Annotated in this window: 24 protein-coding genes, 1 tRNA gene and 3 pseudogenes; 15 read left to right on the top strand and 13 right to left on the bottom strand. The window is 39.8% G+C overall.

What is annotated here, in order from left to right; genetic code table 11:
• Positions 1 to 118 precede the first annotated feature (118 nt).
• Both E3K36_09780 and E3K36_09775 read left to right on the top strand, forming a co-directional pair.
• Complete coding sequence (locus tag E3K36_09780) at positions 119 to 931, top strand: acetyl-CoA carboxylase carboxyltransferase subunit beta (GenBank protein ID MCF6155522.1); 813 nt, start codon at positions 119 to 121, stop codon at positions 929 to 931.
• Between the two features lie 26 nt (positions 932 to 957).
• Positions 958 to 1,032: transfer RNA gene (locus E3K36_09775), tRNA-Asn, on the top strand.
• Between the two features lie 517 nt (positions 1,033 to 1,549).
• On the opposite strand, the gene E3K36_09770 is transcribed toward E3K36_09775, so the two are convergent.
• The 8 genes from E3K36_09770 to E3K36_09735 form a co-directional block, all read right to left on the bottom strand.
• Positions 1,550 to 1,768, bottom strand: coding sequence for a hypothetical protein (locus tag E3K36_09770; protein ID MCF6155521.1), 219 nt, complete (start codon positions 1,766 to 1,768; stop codon positions 1,550 to 1,552).
• Positions 1,769 to 2,116: 348 nt separating this feature from the next.
• On the bottom strand, positions 2,117 to 2,695 hold the full coding sequence (locus E3K36_09765; protein ID MCF6155520.1) for a hypothetical protein: 579 nt from the start codon (positions 2,693 to 2,695) through the stop codon (positions 2,117 to 2,119).
• A 417-nt stretch (positions 2,696 to 3,112) separates the two neighbouring features.
• On the bottom strand, positions 3,113 to 3,463 hold the full coding sequence (locus E3K36_09760) for a hypothetical protein (GenBank protein MCF6155519.1): 351 nt from the start codon (positions 3,461 to 3,463) through the stop codon (positions 3,113 to 3,115).
• Entirely contained in the window at positions 3,460 to 3,711 is a 252-nt protein-coding gene (locus tag E3K36_09755) for a hypothetical protein (GenBank protein ID MCF6155518.1), read from the bottom strand. The genes E3K36_09760 and E3K36_09755 overlap by 4 nt, the downstream gene beginning before the upstream one ends.
• Positions 3,712 to 3,891: 180 nt before the next feature.
• Positions 3,892 to 4,221 carry a hypothetical protein gene (locus E3K36_09750; protein MCF6155517.1) on the bottom strand — a complete coding sequence of 110 codons (330 nt, stop codon included), beginning with the start codon at positions 4,219 to 4,221 and terminating at the stop codon, positions 3,892 to 3,894.
• Entirely contained in the window at positions 4,160 to 4,561 is a 402-nt protein-coding gene (locus E3K36_09745; protein ID MCF6155516.1) for a hypothetical protein, read from the bottom strand. Before E3K36_09745 ends, E3K36_09750 begins: the two co-directional genes overlap by 62 nt.
• A gap of 121 nt (positions 4,562 to 4,682) precedes the next feature.
• The gene (locus tag E3K36_09740) at positions 4,683 to 5,126 is read right to left on the bottom strand and encodes a DUF4338 domain-containing protein (GenBank protein MCF6155515.1); all 444 of its coding nucleotides are present in this window, start codon (positions 5,124 to 5,126) and stop codon (positions 4,683 to 4,685) included.
• Positions 5,086 to 5,592, bottom strand: a complete 507-nt coding sequence (locus E3K36_09735; GenBank protein ID MCF6155514.1) for a hypothetical protein — start codon at positions 5,590 to 5,592, stop codon at positions 5,086 to 5,088. The genes E3K36_09740 and E3K36_09735 overlap by 41 nt, the downstream gene beginning before the upstream one ends.
• Positions 5,593 to 6,092: 500 nt before the next feature.
• On the opposite strand from E3K36_09735, the gene E3K36_09730 reads away from it, so the two are divergent.
• From E3K36_09730 to E3K36_09680, 11 genes and pseudogenes are all read left to right on the top strand, one after another.
• A complete protein-coding gene (locus tag E3K36_09730; GenBank protein ID MCF6155513.1) occupies positions 6,093 to 6,305 on the top strand; it encodes a hypothetical protein in 213 nt (70 codons plus the stop codon).
• An 82-nt stretch (positions 6,306 to 6,387) separates the two neighbouring features.
• Positions 6,388 to 7,305 carry a cysteine protease gene (locus E3K36_09725; protein ID MCF6155512.1) on the top strand — a complete coding sequence of 306 codons (918 nt, stop codon included), beginning with the start codon at positions 6,388 to 6,390 and terminating at the stop codon, positions 7,303 to 7,305.
• Positions 7,306 to 7,324: 19 nt separating this feature from the next.
• Positions 7,325 to 7,588, top strand: coding sequence for a hypothetical protein (locus E3K36_09720; GenBank protein ID MCF6155511.1), 264 nt, complete (start codon positions 7,325 to 7,327; stop codon positions 7,586 to 7,588).
• Between the two features lie 199 nt (positions 7,589 to 7,787).
• Complete coding sequence (locus E3K36_09715) at positions 7,788 to 8,504, top strand: toll/interleukin-1 receptor domain-containing protein (protein MCF6155510.1); 717 nt, start codon at positions 7,788 to 7,790, stop codon at positions 8,502 to 8,504.
• A 458-nt stretch (positions 8,505 to 8,962) separates the two neighbouring features.
• Positions 8,963 to 9,523, top strand: a pseudogene (locus tag E3K36_09710) (DUF4231 domain-containing protein).
• A gap of 197 nt (positions 9,524 to 9,720) precedes the next feature.
• Positions 9,721 to 10,644: a hypothetical protein gene (locus E3K36_09705; GenBank protein MCF6155509.1), complete on the top strand. Its 924-nt coding sequence runs from the start codon at positions 9,721 to 9,723 to the stop codon at positions 10,642 to 10,644.
• A gap of 30 nt (positions 10,645 to 10,674) precedes the next feature.
• Positions 10,675 to 10,989: a hypothetical protein gene (locus E3K36_09700; protein MCF6155508.1), complete on the top strand. Its 315-nt coding sequence runs from the start codon at positions 10,675 to 10,677 to the stop codon at positions 10,987 to 10,989.
• A 677-nt stretch (positions 10,990 to 11,666) separates the two neighbouring features.
• A pseudogene (locus tag E3K36_09695) lies at positions 11,667 to 11,802 on the top strand (ABC transporter permease).
• A gap of 7 nt (positions 11,803 to 11,809) precedes the next feature.
• Positions 11,810 to 11,926, top strand: a pseudogene (locus E3K36_09690) (ABC transporter permease).
• A gap of 294 nt (positions 11,927 to 12,220) precedes the next feature.
• Positions 12,221 to 12,481 carry a type II toxin-antitoxin system HicA family toxin gene (locus E3K36_09685; GenBank protein ID MCF6155507.1) on the top strand — a complete coding sequence of 87 codons (261 nt, stop codon included), beginning with the start codon at positions 12,221 to 12,223 and terminating at the stop codon, positions 12,479 to 12,481.
• Positions 12,481 to 12,822 (top strand): type II toxin-antitoxin system HicB family antitoxin, encoded by a 342-nt coding sequence (locus tag E3K36_09680; protein MCF6155506.1) that lies wholly within the window; start codon positions 12,481 to 12,483, stop codon positions 12,820 to 12,822. Before E3K36_09685 ends, E3K36_09680 begins: the two co-directional genes overlap by 1 nt.
• A 165-nt stretch (positions 12,823 to 12,987) precedes the next feature.
• Here the strand turns inward: E3K36_09680 and E3K36_09675 are convergent, their stop codons facing one another.
• The 3 genes from E3K36_09675 to E3K36_09665 all read right to left on the bottom strand — a co-directional run bounded on the left by E3K36_09675 (position 12,988) and on the right by E3K36_09665 (position 14,312).
• Positions 12,988 to 13,182, bottom strand: coding sequence for a hypothetical protein (locus E3K36_09675; GenBank protein MCF6155505.1), 195 nt, complete (start codon positions 13,180 to 13,182; stop codon positions 12,988 to 12,990).
• A gap of 366 nt (positions 13,183 to 13,548) precedes the next feature.
• Positions 13,549 to 13,866, bottom strand: coding sequence for a hypothetical protein (locus E3K36_09670; GenBank protein MCF6155504.1), 318 nt, complete (start codon positions 13,864 to 13,866; stop codon positions 13,549 to 13,551).
• 170 nt (positions 13,867 to 14,036) lie between these two features.
• A complete protein-coding gene (locus E3K36_09665) occupies positions 14,037 to 14,312 on the bottom strand; it encodes a hypothetical protein (GenBank protein ID MCF6155503.1) in 276 nt (91 codons plus the stop codon).
• Positions 14,313 to 15,057: 745 nt separating this feature from the next.
• Between E3K36_09665 and E3K36_09660 the strand changes: the two genes are divergently transcribed.
• Together E3K36_09660 and E3K36_09655 are read left to right on the top strand one after the other, a co-directional pair.
• Positions 15,058 to 15,318 carry a DUF4160 domain-containing protein gene (locus E3K36_09660; protein MCF6155502.1) on the top strand — a complete coding sequence of 87 codons (261 nt, stop codon included), beginning with the start codon at positions 15,058 to 15,060 and terminating at the stop codon, positions 15,316 to 15,318.
• Between the two features lie 13 nt (positions 15,319 to 15,331).
• Positions 15,332 to 15,628: a DUF2442 domain-containing protein gene (locus E3K36_09655; protein MCF6155501.1), complete on the top strand. Its 297-nt coding sequence runs from the start codon at positions 15,332 to 15,334 to the stop codon at positions 15,626 to 15,628.
• Here E3K36_09655 and E3K36_09650 read toward each other — a convergent pair.
• Positions 15,625 to 15,909, bottom strand: a complete 285-nt coding sequence (locus E3K36_09650; GenBank protein ID MCF6155500.1) for a type II toxin-antitoxin system RelE/ParE family toxin — start codon at positions 15,907 to 15,909, stop codon at positions 15,625 to 15,627. The genes E3K36_09655 and E3K36_09650 overlap by 4 nt on opposite strands.
• Entirely contained in the window at positions 15,903 to 16,082 is a 180-nt protein-coding gene (locus tag E3K36_09645; GenBank protein ID MCF6155499.1) for a hypothetical protein, read from the bottom strand. The genes E3K36_09650 and E3K36_09645 overlap by 7 nt, the downstream gene beginning before the upstream one ends.
• Positions 16,083 to 16,530: the final 448 nt, after the last annotated feature.

Here is a 16,530-nt window from a genome sequence, read left to right as displayed (position 1 = left end):
AAACGGATTTCTTCGCGATGGAAGGGTTGTTTTGTGTGATATCAGAGTAATCTCTGATATCTGAATTGCTCTTTAAGATATGTATAAAAAATTTTATAACAGGTAGGGTGTTTTCCCAATGGTTTTCTTCAGAAAAAAAAAGGATATGCCCGATGGCTTGTGGATACGTTGCGATGCTTGTAAGGGTATGCTGTTTAAAAAGGTTGTTGAAGAAAAGATGTTCGTGTGTCCCGAATGCAACTATCACTTTCGGATATTTAGCAGAGATAGATTGAAGCTTTTAGTCGATGAAAACAGCTTTGAGGAAATGTGGGCTAATATGGTGCCGTGCGACCCTTTATGTTTTAAAGATCGGGTAACGTACCCTGAAAGGGTGGCTGCAGAACAACAAAAGACTGGTCTAAAAGAAGCTGCGATTGTGGGAAAGGGAAAGATCAATGGGAGAGAGGTAATGATTGGAATTACCGATCCATCTTTTATTATGGGAAGCATGGGTTCCGTAGTTGGTGAAAAGATCACTCGAATTGCAGAAAAAGCTATGGAACTGAAGCTGCCTTTGATTATTATTTCGGGTTCTGGCGGTGGTGCGCGCATGCAGGAGGGAGTTTTTTCTCTCATGCAAATGGCGAAGACGAGTGCCGCAATAGCACGATTTCAAGATGCTGGTGGTTTATATATATCGATACTAACAGATCCGTCTTTGGGTGGAGTAATGGCCAGCTTTGCGTCTTTGGCTGATATTACGATAGCAGAGCCAAAGGCATTGATTGGTTTTGCAGGTCCCAGGGTTATTCAAGAGACAATAAAGCGTACCCTTCCAAAGGGTTTTCAGACGGCTGAGTTCTTGCTGGAGCATGGCTTTTTGGATAGGATTGTCAATCGTCAGGATATGAAAAAAGAATTATTCAGACTGATTAATTATCTGCAATAATTTATAGAAAGAGAAAATAAACAGGTTCCCCTGTAGCTCAATGGTAGAGTAGCCGGCTGTTAACCGGTTGGTTGTAGGTTCGAATCCTACCGGGGGAGCCAATTTGTATGAGAAAGCCCTTCGGCAATGATGTCGAAGGGCTTTCTGTATGTAGGGCAAAGGCTTACGTCATTTAGTGTGTAGTTCGAAGCTATAAATTTCAAGATTCTGGCCTTGTCTTCATAATTTGCTCTAACATATTGAGAATAAAGTATTTTTGAAAGTTCGAAGGTTTTATAGCCTAATTCATAAAAATCAGGATTGATTATCTTGAAACTATCCAATTGTGTTTTAATCTCGATAAGTTGATCTTTATACTCCTTTTCTTTGATTTTAAAAATATCTTCAGTAATCTCATTATCAAATTTAGAATCATATAATCTGTTTAATCGACTACTTTATCATATTGATTTTTGAGTGTATAATATCGGTTTCTCTTGCAATTCAACGTTATTTTTTGTGTATTCCTTTAAACCTTCTATAATCCATTCTGTAATTTCATCGTTCAAAGTGATCCTTTTTATAGGATATTCAAACATCTCTACTAACTTTTCTTCCCTGAGATATCCATTTCCATTATCATTTTGTCTCCCTTTTGAAAAAGTACAATGATATTATATATACCTTTTCCCTTTTTTCTTCACCGAGAACTTTACAACCACATACTCCGTAAATTATCGTATTGTTAAAGTGGAAATTTTTCCTGTTTGAATATGGATGAAAGTTACCTGTTAAAACAGTCTGCACTTTTTCAAACAACTCTTTTGTTATTAGTGGAGCATGGCTTCCTTGATACATTTTATCTTTCCATTTAACCCAAAATCCTATCTTGGGTTTTGGGATTAAGTAGGCTCGATTTGTTTCGGAAAAATTATTCTATCCATATTACATCACTCAATCCTAATTCTCTTAAAGCGCATTTTGTTTCATCGATCTTTTGCTTTGGGATTCCGTTAGAAGGGGAAATATCTACATCTGCATCGATAGGTCAATGGTGTTGATCGAATCCTTTCACTAAAAAACTATAGCTCTTTCCAGGTTCCATACTAACGTTTGAAAGGGATATTTCGAGTCTGGTCAGTTTTGGTGGTTCAATATGTTTTTTTGCTTCTTCCTCTGTAATAATGAGCATATCATCTGATACTTCTATATCCGATGGCATGGACTTTCATCGTAATGAAATGGTTTATAATGACTGTCAGAAATCTTTCCTACATATCCAATAATTCTATTGCCAACACCACGGGGAATGGTATCCCTGATAACTTCAGGGTTCAAAAGACGAGGAAACTGAGGGGATGCAAAAAGGGTATTTTTTACTGATTGAGTACTCCATTCCTTAAAAGCCGGAGGCCAGTTACGTACAAGGAAGTTTGGGCTGATTCCTTCTTCAACATGACCATCCTGTCTCAATCTGTTGAGAATAAATGCCGTAAGAGATTCAGCAGCGCTTGAATGTGTAAGACCGAGGTTTATATCCTGCCAGTCGTTATTTTTTCCCAGGAGTATAATTTTATTGTACGTGCGCCATACGGATTCTTTTAAATCCCGTTCTGCCTTTTTCAGATTTATAGATAACTGATGCTTTTGTGTCTCGTCTAGATGCAATTCATCGAGTTCTTCTTCGATATCTTCCCATGCAAGCAATTTTCTGGCTTCTTCAGGGAGAATTGTCGGATTATCCGGAACACACCATATCAGGGCGCTTTTCAATGTCCTTGCCAAGGCTCAATACTCCCGTGTCATCTGGTCTATGAATTGACTCGCTCTCTTTTCATCCTGCATTGATTGATCAGGCGATAGAACAACAAAAGTTAGTATTGCCCTATCTGGAATTTGGTTACTTCTTTCAGGGAAATAGATCCTCTTAATTCCAGAAATATTCGAGGGCAGTATAGCAAAAGTTTTTTGTGTTTCCGTTTTGACCCTTTCCTCAATTTTTGGTGGCTGAAGAATCGTTGTTCTGCGGTCTGCAAGGAGTTTGTTCAGGTTAGGGAGCAGGCTGAAAACGATACTTTGCCTTTTCAACCGTAAGAAAATAACAGGATTCTGATAGTGCATCAAGCACTGTTTCCACATTGCCTATATCAAGTTCAGGCTCTGCAACAGCCAGTCTGATTTCCGGTAACGTTGCTTCCGCTTTTACCTGACCGCCGTTTGATTCAAAAAATATCGTCGTTGCTGTCTTCTGATGCGGTGGGGTCTTCTTATCGTATCGACAAACTCTTTATCAAGTCTTACTGCATGTGCATCTGGTTTACCAGAGATATCAGTGGTTACAGCCCCTTCGGGTTTGTCACTTCCGATCTGTTCAAAAACTGCTGCACGGAACATCGGATCATCAAGTGGAGCTGTCCCAAGGGTAATGAGAGGGTCTTTGGGTGCGCCGAAAAACGCCTGGGCGAGACGCCAGTACTGTTCGTCGCGACCAACGCCATCCTCGACAAAGAATCTTTTCAAAGCTTCACCTCTCTCTGCCGCAAAGAGTATCATGGCCTGATGCAACCTGTCGCGGCATCATATTCAAGCATGTAACCAGACATTTTTGTTTTTCCTGTATTCTTGCTTTTCTCAACATCTTCATCAACTTCTTCATCGTTATCTTCTATGAAGGCAGGTTTGAAATCTGTCCTTATATTATTATTTCCATTGGTCACACCTGTTGATAATGTCCATAACCACATGGCCGTCAAACGGGCATCTTCCTCAAAACCTGAGGTATATGCCCCTTCAAATATCATATTCAACGCCTCTTTTGCCACGGCAGCACAGACGTGTTCAAGATATTCTTTAAGGGTAACAACATCGTTCGATGCCTTTTCTACCTTTGAATATCAGGAAAAGATTTCCAATGCGGGATTGAGGCTGGCAAATATGGCATCTGCGCCAACAATACATTCTTGGCAAGACGTGGCATCCACTTATGGATTCGCTTGGGCAATTCTGCAGGCATATCGAACTGTTACCTCTGCAATACGGGCTGCACGCTTATTCCGTGCTTTCTGATTCTTCTTTTTGACTCTGACACTTTGCCGGAGAATCTTTATGGTTATCCGGGTCTGTACCGGCAATTGCATGACTTCCTCAAATAGCTTATTCTCTCCCATTGTCTTACGGTTGTGTTGAGCGCGGGCGAGTAAATCTACACGAGGACTCTTACGGCGCCGGTCGTCAAAGATTTCAAAAAAATCAGCCTCCCGATCCATGACACAGACTAACGATGTGTGGGGCATCAGGAGTTTTATATCCATACAATCGCGAACTCCTTGAATCCAACTGAAGGTATTCTTCTCCTCTATCGGGATTGCCGATAGAGGGGCGATCGTCTTCCAGAGACCTCTGCCCCCGGGCGGTACACTCTGCCCGGAGTACTCCCAGGGGAAGACCACTGCCTGTTACTGCAAAGGTGGAATGCAGGTGCAATCCCTTACTCTGCTTGCCAGTCTGGTTTGTGCCGGGAGACCCCAAACCTTCACATCTTTCTAATGTGGAATAATTGAGATCACTACCGTCTTGAATACAAAACACGGTCTTCTGTGCCTTCATCCGCTGTATTGTACGCTCACGATGCGGCTGGAGTATTGCTGACATGGTTACCGCCGAATCGTCCGGTTTGTCAATAAACCGATAATAGGCCTTGACTTTTGGCCAGTCTCCTTCTGCAACTCCGTAATATGCCCGACCTGGTTGCCCAGCTTTATCCGCCGCAATTTCAACAAGCCTCCAAATGTAACGCGGAAGAACTAAACCCTACTCCTCCCAACCATCCATGTTCAGACTTCACCAAATAGTAAAGTTGCCGTCCTACCAATGGCCCGGCTCCCCGCGGATGACCCTGGACCATCAACTTGTTCCATATCCGCATCTCTTCTTCCGTTTTTACCCTGATTAACCGCAATTCTCTTATTTCACTAACGTCACCGGGTATCCCTTTCGCCTCCGCCACCCCTTCGACAAGACGCCTCGGACTTCTTTTGCTTCGTATGTTACCAGACCGGGGAGGAACTATGTGTTTCTTGCGCTCCAACTCCCGGAGCGATTTTATGCAGCCAGCACGTTGTCTCTCTCCTTCTTCAAGAGCCGTTTCCACACTCTCCCAACTGATGAACTCCCCGTCACCACGAAGGATTACCTTCTTTACCGCAACCAGGGAGATATTTCTTAAAACTCCGAATAACCTCTCCTACCTCCTCACTTCCCATCGTCTCTCCACTGCGCAACTTGCCAGCAAAATATTCTCGCGTCTTCCCGATAAAACACAGCACGGGACGAAACCCCTTCTTCCCACGATTCTTTGTATTATGCCCTTTGCGACCACCTTGCTGATTCCCATAGATGGTTTCTGCCGTAGTGTCTATATCGATGTGGATCATCTCGTACCCCATTTCGCATAAATGCCATACCCGCTCTCTCAACGCACTCATTACCATCAACAGAGACCCGCCTTGATTTATCCCCAGAGAATTCACATATCGCCAGTATGTCGTAACAAACGGAAGTTTTACCACATGAAATATCGAACACAACATTGAGTCTGTCTGGATATACAGAAAATGCCATACCCGGTTGAACCCAATAAACAAAAGCATTATAAAACCATACACCATATTATGGTGACCCATGTCCGGTGTTCGTGACGGTGGATTATACAATCCCTCAATATCTCTTTGAATCGTATCAACTCCATAAATTTTACCAACCCCAAAAGCCCTCCAAATGGGCTCAAACGCTCACTGCAATAACTGTGACCCTGTTTTACTAGCATTTGCTGGACAGTCGGCTTCTTCTTGATTTTCCCGCCTTTTGGCGGTATTCTTATTTTGCTTTTTAACCATTTGGGTTACCTCCTCTTATTATAGGTTAATGTTACTTACCCTGTTATAATGAGGTAATCCTTATGGTTTCACCTTCTTTTATCTTGCGCAAGTGCAAGATTCAGGCAGTAGACTAAATATGTTAAAGTCCAGAATAGGCCGAAGAATTTCTTATGGTGTCCAGATACCCAAAAATGGGAGTTTTACCCAGTAAAGCTGCTATGATTTTTCAAAAAGTTGTAACACTTTAGTTTTTTGAAAAACTATCAAGGCAAAGCCTTGTGCTGATTTCGCCCCGGAGGGGCAAATTGCTCATAGACAGGCAATTTATTGCCTGTGTTAATAGAGAGATAAAAATAAGCCCTGTAGGGGCGAATGAAGATTATGGATACAAAATCGTCTCAATCGTCCCTACGGGACTGTATTTCTATTTGATAAAAATACAGGCAATAAATTGCCTGCCTATTGCCTCACGTCCCTATAGGGACTTAAAAAGCACAACTCATCTTTCAAAAAACTAAACTGTTTCAAAAAGTTAAAATATTACAATTTTTTTAATTTATCCAATTTACCTTTTCAATCTTAAGATGAAAGGAAAATAGTATGAGTGAGACTATTAAAAAATATGGAATGGGATGGAGGAGAGATTATCCTGAATTTCGTGATTATACAATAGAAAGTAGTGAAGTTTCTTTAAGGCATAAGCGATTAGAGCAAAAAGATCCTGTAAAAGTAATACTTAAGAAAACTGGAGTGGTAGAAACTGCAAAAGCAAGCCTACCATCTTCTATCGACTTGAGATCATGGTGTTCTCCTATTGAGGATCAAGAGACAATTGGTTCATGCACCGCACATGCTGGTATTGGGATTGTTGAGTATTTTGAAAGAAGGGCATTTGGAAGGCATATCGATGCTTCCAGACTATTTCTTTATAAGGTTACACGGAATTTATTAAAGTGGCAGGGAGATACCGGTGCATATCTTCGGACAACAATGAGTGCATTGGTATTATTTGGTGTTCCTCCAGAAGAGCATTGGCCTTATAGAATTGCCGATTTTGAAGAAGAGCCGTCTGCTTTTTGTTATGCATATGCCCAGAATTATCAGGCGATTAAATATTATCGGCTTGATCCACTTGGGACTTCTAAGGATGCATTGCTGAATCGAATTAAAACAAATTTAGCAGCAGGTCTTCCCTCTATGTTTGGGTTTACGGTTTATAGCTCAATCTCTCAGGCAGATACATCGGGAAAGATACCTTATCCGGTTCCCAATGACGATTTTGCTGGCGGTCATGCCGTTGTCGCTGTTGGTTATGATGACACTATAAAAATAAAAAATAATAATGTTGGAGGTGTAGAAACAACAGGAGCATTATTGATAAGAAACTCATGGGGGACGGGTTGGGGTGAGAGCGGTTATGGTTGGCTTCCTTATGATTATGTATTGAAGGGTCTCGCTGTTGATTGGTGGTCGCTGATAAAGAATGAGTGGGTTGATACGGGAAAATTTAAGCTTTAGATGAAAAGCGAGGATGAAAATGGCTGAAATATCTGATAAAACAAACGAAGGACAGAAAATTGCACGAAAAGGTGAAAAGCCGGTTGGTATAGGAGGCATTGCTTCAATTATAGCATATCTTATCCTCTTCTCCGGTCTCCTTCTTTACGCAATTATAACATTCTGGCCAGACCCATCTCAGATGAATACGGAAAATCCTGATCAACTAGTTTTGTTTCAGTCTCAAATGAATACGGGAACTCATGATCAGTCAAGGGTAGGTATCGCCTGCCATTTATTTTGATTTATGCGGTAACTTGTGCGGATGCAGTTTGTTTTATCTATTTAACAAGCGTAGGGTGCGTTCGAGTTGGACATGCAGTTTAGTTTGCGCAATCAATTCCCAGATCAATGGTATAATCTGAACGATTCGGACCATATGAATGCCCAAAAGATGGTGGTCAGCTTCACGACTGGACGAAACGACATCCTAACGAATATTGATGAATAATTCCTTGTTATTGAGCACGTTATGCTTTGTTTCTCGCACACCAATGGGAGATCATCAGACATCGATGTTGAATCTTTCCGCTGTTAGTGATGTTTTCATAAGCTATTCGCGTAAGGATAAAGAATTTGCCAGTAGATTGGAAAAGGCCTTAAGCGCATATAAGCCTCCCAGGGATCTTAAAGAAGCCACGCAACACAATCTTATTGTAGAGGATATTACAGGTGTTGAGTATCATCAATCTATTGGAAAACACCTCAAAAACTCTAAAAAGCTTATCATTATCTGCTCTCCTGATGCCCGTAAAAGTGATTTTGTAAATGGTGAAATTCAAACCTTTGCAAAGATTCATGGTGCTCATAATATTATTCCAATTCTCCTCTCAGGTATTCCTAACAATGAGGCAAAAAAACCCGAGCAGGAAGATAGTAAGGCCTTCCCTGAATCGCTCTGTGAAGTCATGGAAATGCCACTTGCCACAAGCTATCTTGGATTTGACCAACGAAAAGACAAGATAAATAAAGGCACTTTCTCTGGTTCCTGGTATACACTCCTTGCCAATATCTACGATGTGAGCCGCAGTGAAATTGAGCAACGAGAAAAGAAAAGGCAGGTTCGCAAGCGTAATTTTCTGGTTAGCGCAGCTATCGTTGCCATAATAACCCTGTCTGGATTATCAGCGTGGGCATTATTTTCTCGTAAAGAGGCATAAAACAAAGGTTTTCAATTAAAACATGAAGGTATCAGAGGGGTTTTATTAAATAGGGATGAATCCACTGATACGCACATGGGGAAAAGATGGCGCTCGTCTATGGCATATACAAGCGGACTTTGATTTTCCTAACGTACATTTACCCCTATTTGTGGAAGTTGTAACAGGCACGGTTGTAAATGATTTTGGAAATATGACAATTCTTAGGTATGAAAAATGAGAAAAAAAGAAAGAGGAGTATATTAAGATTGCTGAGGAATACCTCAAAACTTGCAAGTATAAGGAAGCTAATATTTATGTAAGTCAAAAGCAGTTCTGAGAAGGGGAAAAACAACAATTAATCACAGAGGATACGGAGAAAAATAAAAAGTCTATAGCTAAAGGACACAGGAATCGATGAATTTTCCTGTCATTCCTGCTTTCCTTAGAATTAAAAAGCACATATTCTAAAGGATCGAATGATACCACAGCAAAACTATCATGAGTTTTCGAAGCAAGATTTTAGTGCAATTGTTGAGACGCTGACGCCGTCCGATCCGCAAAAGCATTTTCTGCGTTCCCGATGGCTTAATCAGGTGTTATGGATGGAAAGAGAGACAAATAAAGACCGTGCTCTGTATTAGACCTTACGCCTGATCGCCATTGTTGGTGGCGTGGTTATTCCTGCACTGGTAAGTTTGAGTGGTGTAGGACAGATTGCTAAAGCCATTAAATGGATCACCTTTGGCCTTAGTCTGCTGGTAGCTACCAGCGTTGCCGTGGAAGAGTTTTTCCACTACGGTGAACGCTGGAGACACTATCGGCGCACCGTTGAATGCCTGAAGATTAAGGGATGGCAATTCTTTCAATTAAGCAGTTCTTATCAAAATTACCAGAGCCATGCCGAAGCCTATTCCATTTTTGCCGGGTGTGTGGAGACGATCATACAGCGCGAAGTTGAGGTGTATATCACAGAAGTAACACAGGAAAAGAAGGAAGAAAAGGACAAGATAAAGAATACTTCCGGGCAAGAGGGGTAGTTCATGAATAGCCAAAATATTAAAGAATAAGTGTTATTTGTTCTGCCCTATTAGCGCCAAGCGCCTAACCATATCCTCTGATTTTATCAAGAAAGGAAGGTAATCCCTTATAGATGAAACGAATAGTTTGCTGAAATTCCTCTCTGTGTATTGCTGATAAGTTAAATTCCTCAATCTTATTAACTAAAAGGAGACCGATGATGGTTTTTACAAAGAAGTTGTACCGAATGATATTATGTCTTTCTTCGGTACTTTGGCTGTTAGCTCAAATCGGATGTGCTACCCTAACAGAGAACCAGCGAAAGAATGCTGCTGATTTCAGCAAAGCTACAACTGCTTTAGCGGAAGTGACATTGAATGAATTTGTACAAATGCGAGATGGTACAATTCTTATGAACACATATCGGCTTGCCGCCGTTGGTGAAGAGGAAGGGCAAGCCGGACTTGACAATTTAGATGAAGCGTTCGATGTTGAAGATGTTAAAATCAGGATTCAAGCTGTTGAAGTGTTAAAAACCTATGGAGAGCTATTACAGGCGTTAGTCGATGAAACGCAAGAGAAGGGACTGAGAAATGCATCGGATAAGTTTGTTGCAAGTATTCATGGGCTTCCAAGTGGCGACAAAAAGATGAGTGATAAACAAGCTGATGCCCTTGGTGAGGTTGTTTATCAAATAGGGCGTTTTGTTGTTGAAGCAAAAAAGGCAAAGGCTGTACGAGAAGTTGTCACTAACACAAAAGGCCAGATTGATCATTTATGTGATTTGTTAAGTAATGAGTTTAAAGAAGAAGGGGTGCGCTTGCTAATGCAATATAAAAAATCAGGAGACGTTGCAATTGCTGCAATCCAAGATTCTTTTTTAAATACAAAACCAGATGATGTTATTACCCGACTGCGATTAGTTGAGATGTACAAACAAACCCAGGCAAATCGTGACAGAGTCGCCCCCGTTGCTAAAAATGTATCTATAGCCATTGGAAATATGAAAAAGGCAAATGATGCACTCTATAAAAGTATGGAAAACCTGGAACTTACTCCGGACGATTTCAAAAACCTTAAAGGTTATCGTGATTCTGTAAAAATGATTATTGATGCAATTAAAGTGCTCGGACAAGAATAAGAACGTTTTAAAAATTCAGAGGGATTTGTTATGCCAACAACAATTGGAGAAAGTTTACCGAAATTACTTGATGATTGTACCGAATTAATTCTTAAAGAACGAAATCCCAAAAAAGTTAAAGAATTAAGGAAGCAACAAAAACAGATAGCTAAGAAACTTCAGGAATTGATAGATAAAAACGTACGTCAGGATACCGCAGAGTACAAAGAAGCCGTCGAAGGAATTCAGGAAGCACATGAAACCGTGAAGGCGGCTATTAAAGATTTAGGAAAAGTTGCTGAAACTATTGAAAAGATAGCGAAAGTAGTAAACTTAATATCTAAAGCTGCTGATATGGTTGCTTGAATACTTGTGAAAATGAAGGCCAAAGGGTCATAATATTTTCCTCATATTCTTTGTATCACCTTTACCCTTTCACTATAAATATGGAGACAAAACTTTTCCTGCGCTTCGATAATTCAAGCCTATTTCTCAGAAAATAACTAAGATCGAAAGGAGCTAATCGAACTGTATAAATTCCCAAAAACCGCTACCATAGGTATTTCCATTTTTCTTTTTATCGTGTTGTTACCGACCATTTCATTTGCCGATACGGACGATAGGATCGCTAAGCGAGGTCGTGACGGAAAAGGCTGGGAAATGAACCAGATAGCGGCCTCCGGAACTATTCTGGCTAAGGGTATTCCTATGATTTTTATGGGCCAGGGAGGGGTGAAACTATGCAATTCGGTGAGAATAATGGCAAATTGCCTGCACATAACCCTGGCGCTTACGATCCTGGTACTGGCAATACATGGTGGGATGATAGAATTCTTATAGAGGATTATGAGACCGATCCTGGAAGGAGTAAAGTCCGGTTATGGTACCAAAAAATGTTTGATATCCAGAGAAGCGGCTTAGGGCGTTTTGCCTGGGGTGATATCAAAATCACACACATTCACAATGATAATGGCATTGTAGCCTTTACCAGGGATAATGATAGATACGTGATTGTCTTTAATTTTAAAGGAAATTCCTGCGAAGACTAGTTTGGCGGTATCTATATCGACGAAAAAATTTTTTTGCTAACTTTGCCATAGAGCCTAAGGCTATCTGGAATTGTATCCTGAATATATTCTTCCACGTGACCAGAAGACCGCTTTTCTGCGCAACCGGAAGACCAAGAATACCGTTCTTCTATAGCTTTCGTACTCTCTTGATACGCAGGCTTACTTCCACACTTACGGCATCCGGAATGGCATTGGGGGTATTTGTATTTGCCTCGATTTTAATGCTTGCCGACTGGTGGCAAGCGATCAATGGGGTTTTATCATAGAGCATCAGGTCATTGAGAGATAGGCGTAGGTGTCGTTACCGATTCCCCTGGCAGAGAGGTTGTTGAATCGATTTGGAGGTGATGCGATAGAGAGCATAAGTATTCCTTTGTCTCTTATTATTTATTGACCACATTCTCGGACAGCCTTCTAATGGGTGACCCCCATCCCCTCAATTCCCCTGATGCGTTTTTATGATCAGGTACAACATGAAATCGTAACTAAAATACAGTTGCATAGTAAATATTTCATGTTATCATTAGCTGACGAGCAAGTTTGAAAAGCTACTGAAACGTTTTTTGTCAAAGCCGAAGGATTTTACTTGTGATGAGCTCGCAAAGCTTTTGGCGGGTCTTGGTTATGAAAAGACAAGTACAGGTAAGACGGCAGGGTCAAGAGTGGCTTTTGTAAATCCTGAGACGAAACATATCATTAAACTATATAGGCCACACCCAGGACCAGAGCGTAAACGGTATCAATTGGATGATATTGAGGAAACACTGAGAAACAAGGGGGCGATATAATGAAAGATGTTTTAACGTATAAGGGTTTTATAGGGTCTGTCCATTTTAGTGCGGAGGATAAGGTATTTCACGGGAAAATAGAAGGAATAGACGATCTGGTAACCTTTGAAGGCCGCAGCGTAGACGAACTGATAAAGGCATTCCATGAGGAAGTAGACGACTATATAAAACTTTGCAAAAAGATGGGTAAAGCACCCATGAGGTCGTATAAAGGAAGTTTTAATGTCCGTATCCCGCCAGAGATGCACAGACGGGTAGTTGAAACAGCTATCAAAAAGGGTCTGTCATTGAACCAGCTCGTTCAAAAAGCTATAGAAAAAGAGTTGGTGCACAAAGATTGAGGTAGATAATGGCAAAAAAAGCAAGCACTTCGGATAATAGAAGAGAAGTGAGAGAACTCTTCAAAAACCTTCAGACTAAGTTATCTTCCCTTGAGGAACTTCCTACAAAATGCAGCAGTAACTGGCGCTACGAAGACCCTATCTACCGTTTCTACCACCAGAGCTTTAAAGTTTACAGTATTCAAAAGCAGACGCTAGAGATCGTTTGGCTCGCAACGGATTCCTATGGATATTGCAGGAAAGATGCATCAGGTATTCACCATTAAGATTACAAAATCCTTCTCTGTTTTCCTTCAACATTTCAATAATAACGTCCTTCATAATTTCTCTCATTTTCTTATCATCTATTGTTAGCTCCATTTTTATTCCTCCAAATAAGAATTTTAAATCATACTTCAAATTATACATAATATGATCAAAGATTTCCCTGTAAAACTGCAATTCGGGGAATGGGCCATACTTAAATTTGGAAGCCAAAGTCAGAGGGGGAGTATATAAAAAAGATTAATTCTTCAGTGGCATCTGAGGAAGACAGGAAGATAAGGAATAAAATCTTTTTCCCTGTTATTTCTGTCTTTTACTTTCAACATTTCTCATACCTTCCATATAAAATTTGTATTTAAACCTGGCCATGTAAGGCTGGATGAAAAAAAAACCGGCGGTTTAAGATTATGGCTGCACAACCCGAAAGACTCGTTACGTCAGAAATAAAGCCCTAATTGCCCCTTAATATACGTACCCTATCGTATTAACGTTAATTAATCCTCTTTTCAATAACGTAATGTCAATGCTGCCGTCCGTTTTGGTTATGCTTAAATTAGATTTGTCTGGTTTAATAGTGTCCAATTTGATTGTATCAAGTTCGACCTTATCAATCTGAATCAAATCAAAGCCGCATCTTTCAAGGATTTCCAACGGGATAATGAAGTCTTGTTTTACGATGTTAAAAAAAGAGAGACCGGATTCAATAAAGAATGACAGGAAGATGGATTTACTCCCTTCAAAAATTAATACGGCACACGTGCTTCCTATAAAATTACCCACAAGAGCGCCAAGAGAATAGATATGGGTACAATCGTTTGGAACGGTTTACCCTTATTAAAATCAGATATGGTGACACCTTAATTACCTGATGAATTATTACAGAAAAAAAATTAAATCACTAATCAAGAGTGGCCCCCTCTCAAATACAATGTCCTCTCTGTTAATCATCTTCATTTAACCCCAATTTCTACTCCAACCAATCTCGATTGAATTTTTGGAGATAACTGCTTTACTTTTACATAGATAACTTTTCCGCCTTCGTCCTCAATCTCTTTTGCCATATTGAGATTAAATTCTTTTAATTCTGGGTCAAATTCCGGCAGAAATATAATTACTTTTTCTTCTGTAAAAAGCTTATCCATCTCAGGATGATCTAAAATATATTTACTAAACTCTGTGCTTAATTCAGCGTTTCTCATAAAAAAATCTTTACTTTTTTCCTTCATATCCTGTACCTACTGAGAAGGTTTGTTTATACAATTTCCAATTTGATTTAATATCGTATTCGGTAAATTTTATCTCTTTGATACTGGTCATGTCTACCTCATATTCATCTTTTTATCATTTTACCACAAGCAACTTTCGACGTGAAGCAGTTACTGCAGCAGCAATTCCACCTCTCAAGGCGCCTTCGTAAGAACCTTTCAAAGCTGAAAATCCAAATTTCTGTAGTGATTCTTTATTTAATCTCCCTTCGTCAATAAAGGTCTTTAAGGTTGTCCATAGATGTGGAACCGATTTTAATACAGCGGTAAGAATAGCGGCATTACGGGCTGCTTCTCACGATTAGCGAGCAATATTCGAACAACGGATAAAATTCAGGGTATTTAAGCCGTGCTTTTCTGGATCAAATTAGTCCTTGATAATTTCCATCGGTGGGTTAATGTTGCCTGTTTGTGTGCGATTACGCACAGACATGCAAACCTGAGCCCGCCGGAATTAAGCGAAGAATCGCAAATCAAAAATATAATTAGAAACGAAATCGACAAACTCTGGAATGAACAGAATTTAAACTAACAGCAAGCGTTTTGGTATATATAGAGTGATAACAAAAAATACCCCCTGAGCTGTTGAGGCCGCGGGGGTATTTTTTAGCTATGACAATCAGAGGGCAATTTCTGTAATAATAATGTTGACAAGGAGTGTTTGTGTTGATTTTAATAACACTTAACAAAGAAGAGGAGGAACCAGATGCCGGAAATATGTAGATTTTTTGGTATTGTGATAAGTATGTTTCACAAAGATCACAATCCACCACATTTTCATGCTCGCTATGGAAATCATAAAATATCTATCAATATTCTCGATTTTTCAATTCTGAATGGATATTTACCACCAAGAGCACTTGGGCTTATTATGGAGTGGGCAGCACTCCATAAAGACGAACTCCTGAAAAATTGGGAAGCCGTAGAACAGGAAAAACCATTAATTAAAATTGAACCTTTGGAATAAGGAGATTGATTCAATGTATTATGATATTACAGAAATAAAATATATAGGTGAATACAAACTTAAGCTCACATTTGAAAACGGGAAAAGCGGAATAGTTGACTTCAAAGATTACATAAAAGAAGGTAGTGTATATGCCCGCTTTTCTGACATTGAATATTTTAAACAGGCATATATACATCCTGAGTTGGGTGTCTTATGTTGGCCTGGAGACGTGGATGTGGCACCGGAAACTATCTATCACGAAGCAACTGGAGAACCGCTACCATCATGGATGGAAACCGACGAAAAAACATTAACGAAAAAGATTTAACTTGCCGGTGAAAAATCCTGCTTGCAATGAATTAGTGCGAGAATTTCAATTTTATCGGGTGATATTTCGTAAGTAGGACGATATGAATAGACAATCACTTCCCGAATATTCGTTTCGCCAATTTCGGGAACAATTCTTCCAATTTTTGAAAATTTATGTAACAGTTCAGATTTTTCTACAATGCCTTGCGAAACCTTTCTTGCATAATATTTCGAGTCCCTTGCTATGTAATCATATATCTTCTTCAAATCCTGTTTTGCAGGAATAGACCAGATTACCATGATTTCATTTCTTTTTTCAATTCTTCAACTGAAATGATTTTACCGTCTTTTATCGCTTCTTGCCCTTTTCTAATTTTATCTAAAACATAAAGATGATACATAATATCGTCCATATTGACAGAATCAGGCAGTCTGGAAATTACTTCCAGCGCCTCTTTCTTTATCGTTATCATAATTTTAACTCCATAATTATTTCATTCTTTTTGCTTTACTGTACGCATGTGTTTATGTTTACTTAATTGTAAAACATTTGTCAATGGAAAATTACTGGTAAACATCGCATAGAGGAGTTCACAGGGTCACCCATTAGAAGGCTTTTGTCACCCATTAGAAGGCTTTTGTCAAGCGAAAAAAAATTCTCTCGAGCAAAAAATCGAAGATTTTTTGCCTTTATTATCACGAAAATGATATTGTCTCATAAGCATTCACCTCATTGACCGCACCCGTATTTTCTCCTTTGTAGTTACGGATTACAAAAATCAGCACCAGTCACCCATCCGGATCAAGGCTCGTGCTGAACAAATTCAGCACACGTTCAGGAATTATTCCTCATTTCCATGAGGACGTGCTTGTACGATAAATTCCTTATGCCCCTGGCAAGTAGCTGCCCCAGAAAATCGT

Origin of the sequence: Candidatus Brocadia sp. (genome assembly GCA_021646415.1) — a bacterium.
Classification (GTDB): domain Bacteria; phylum Planctomycetota; class Brocadiia; order Brocadiales; family Brocadiaceae; genus Brocadia.
Note: the sequence above shows the minus strand (reverse complement) of the source record. Positions and strands in the feature narration are given on the sequence as shown.

What these genes read in the sequence shown, in the direction of transcription:
- E3K36_09780 (MCF6155522.1), top strand. Translation starts at nt 119, where the DNA reads ATGGTTTTCTTCAGAAAAAAAAAGGATATGCCCGATGGCTTGTGGATA.
- E3K36_09770 (MCF6155521.1), bottom strand. Translation starts at nt 1,768, where the DNA reads ATGTATCAAGGAAGCCATGCTCCACTAATAACAAAAGAGTTGTTTGAA.
- E3K36_09760 (MCF6155519.1), bottom strand. Translation starts at nt 3,463, where the DNA reads ATGATACTCTTTGCGGCAGAGAGAGGTGAAGCTTTGAAAAGATTCTTT.
- E3K36_09755 (MCF6155518.1), bottom strand. Translation starts at nt 3,711, where the DNA reads ATGATATTTGAAGGGGCATATACCTCAGGTTTTGAGGAAGATGCCCGT.
- E3K36_09750 (MCF6155517.1), bottom strand. Translation starts at nt 4,221, where the DNA reads ATGGATATAAAACTCCTGATGCCCCACACATCGTTAGTCTGTGTCATG.
- E3K36_09745 (MCF6155516.1), bottom strand. Translation starts at nt 4,561, where the DNA reads ATGTCAGCAATACTCCAGCCGCATCGTGAGCGTACAATACAGCGGATG.
- E3K36_09735 (MCF6155514.1), bottom strand. Translation starts at nt 5,592, where the DNA reads ATGGGTCACCATAATATGGTGTATGGTTTTATAATGCTTTTGTTTATT.
- E3K36_09725 (MCF6155512.1), top strand. Translation starts at nt 6,388, where the DNA reads ATGAGTGAGACTATTAAAAAATATGGAATGGGATGGAGGAGAGATTAT.
- E3K36_09720 (MCF6155511.1), top strand. Translation starts at nt 7,325, where the DNA reads ATGGCTGAAATATCTGATAAAACAAACGAAGGACAGAAAATTGCACGA.
- E3K36_09715 (MCF6155510.1), top strand. Translation starts at nt 7,788, where the DNA reads ATGAATAATTCCTTGTTATTGAGCACGTTATGCTTTGTTTCTCGCACA.
- E3K36_09705 (MCF6155509.1), top strand. Translation starts at nt 9,721, where the DNA reads ATGATGGTTTTTACAAAGAAGTTGTACCGAATGATATTATGTCTTTCT.
- E3K36_09700 (MCF6155508.1), top strand. Translation starts at nt 10,675, where the DNA reads ATGCCAACAACAATTGGAGAAAGTTTACCGAAATTACTTGATGATTGT.
- E3K36_09680 (MCF6155506.1), top strand. Translation starts at nt 12,481, where the DNA reads ATGAAAGATGTTTTAACGTATAAGGGTTTTATAGGGTCTGTCCATTTT.
- E3K36_09675 (MCF6155505.1), bottom strand. Translation starts at nt 13,182, where the DNA reads ATGGAGCTAACAATAGATGATAAGAAAATGAGAGAAATTATGAAGGAC.
- E3K36_09665 (MCF6155503.1), bottom strand. Translation starts at nt 14,312, where the DNA reads ATGAAGGAAAAAAGTAAAGATTTTTTTATGAGAAACGCTGAATTAAGC.
- E3K36_09660 (MCF6155502.1), top strand. Translation starts at nt 15,058, where the DNA reads ATGCCGGAAATATGTAGATTTTTTGGTATTGTGATAAGTATGTTTCAC.
- E3K36_09655 (MCF6155501.1), top strand. Translation starts at nt 15,332, where the DNA reads ATGTATTATGATATTACAGAAATAAAATATATAGGTGAATACAAACTT.
- E3K36_09650 (MCF6155500.1), bottom strand. Translation starts at nt 15,909, where the DNA reads ATGGTAATCTGGTCTATTCCTGCAAAACAGGATTTGAAGAAGATATAT.
- E3K36_09645 (MCF6155499.1), bottom strand. Translation starts at nt 16,082, where the DNA reads ATGATAACGATAAAGAAAGAGGCGCTGGAAGTAATTTCCAGACTGCCT.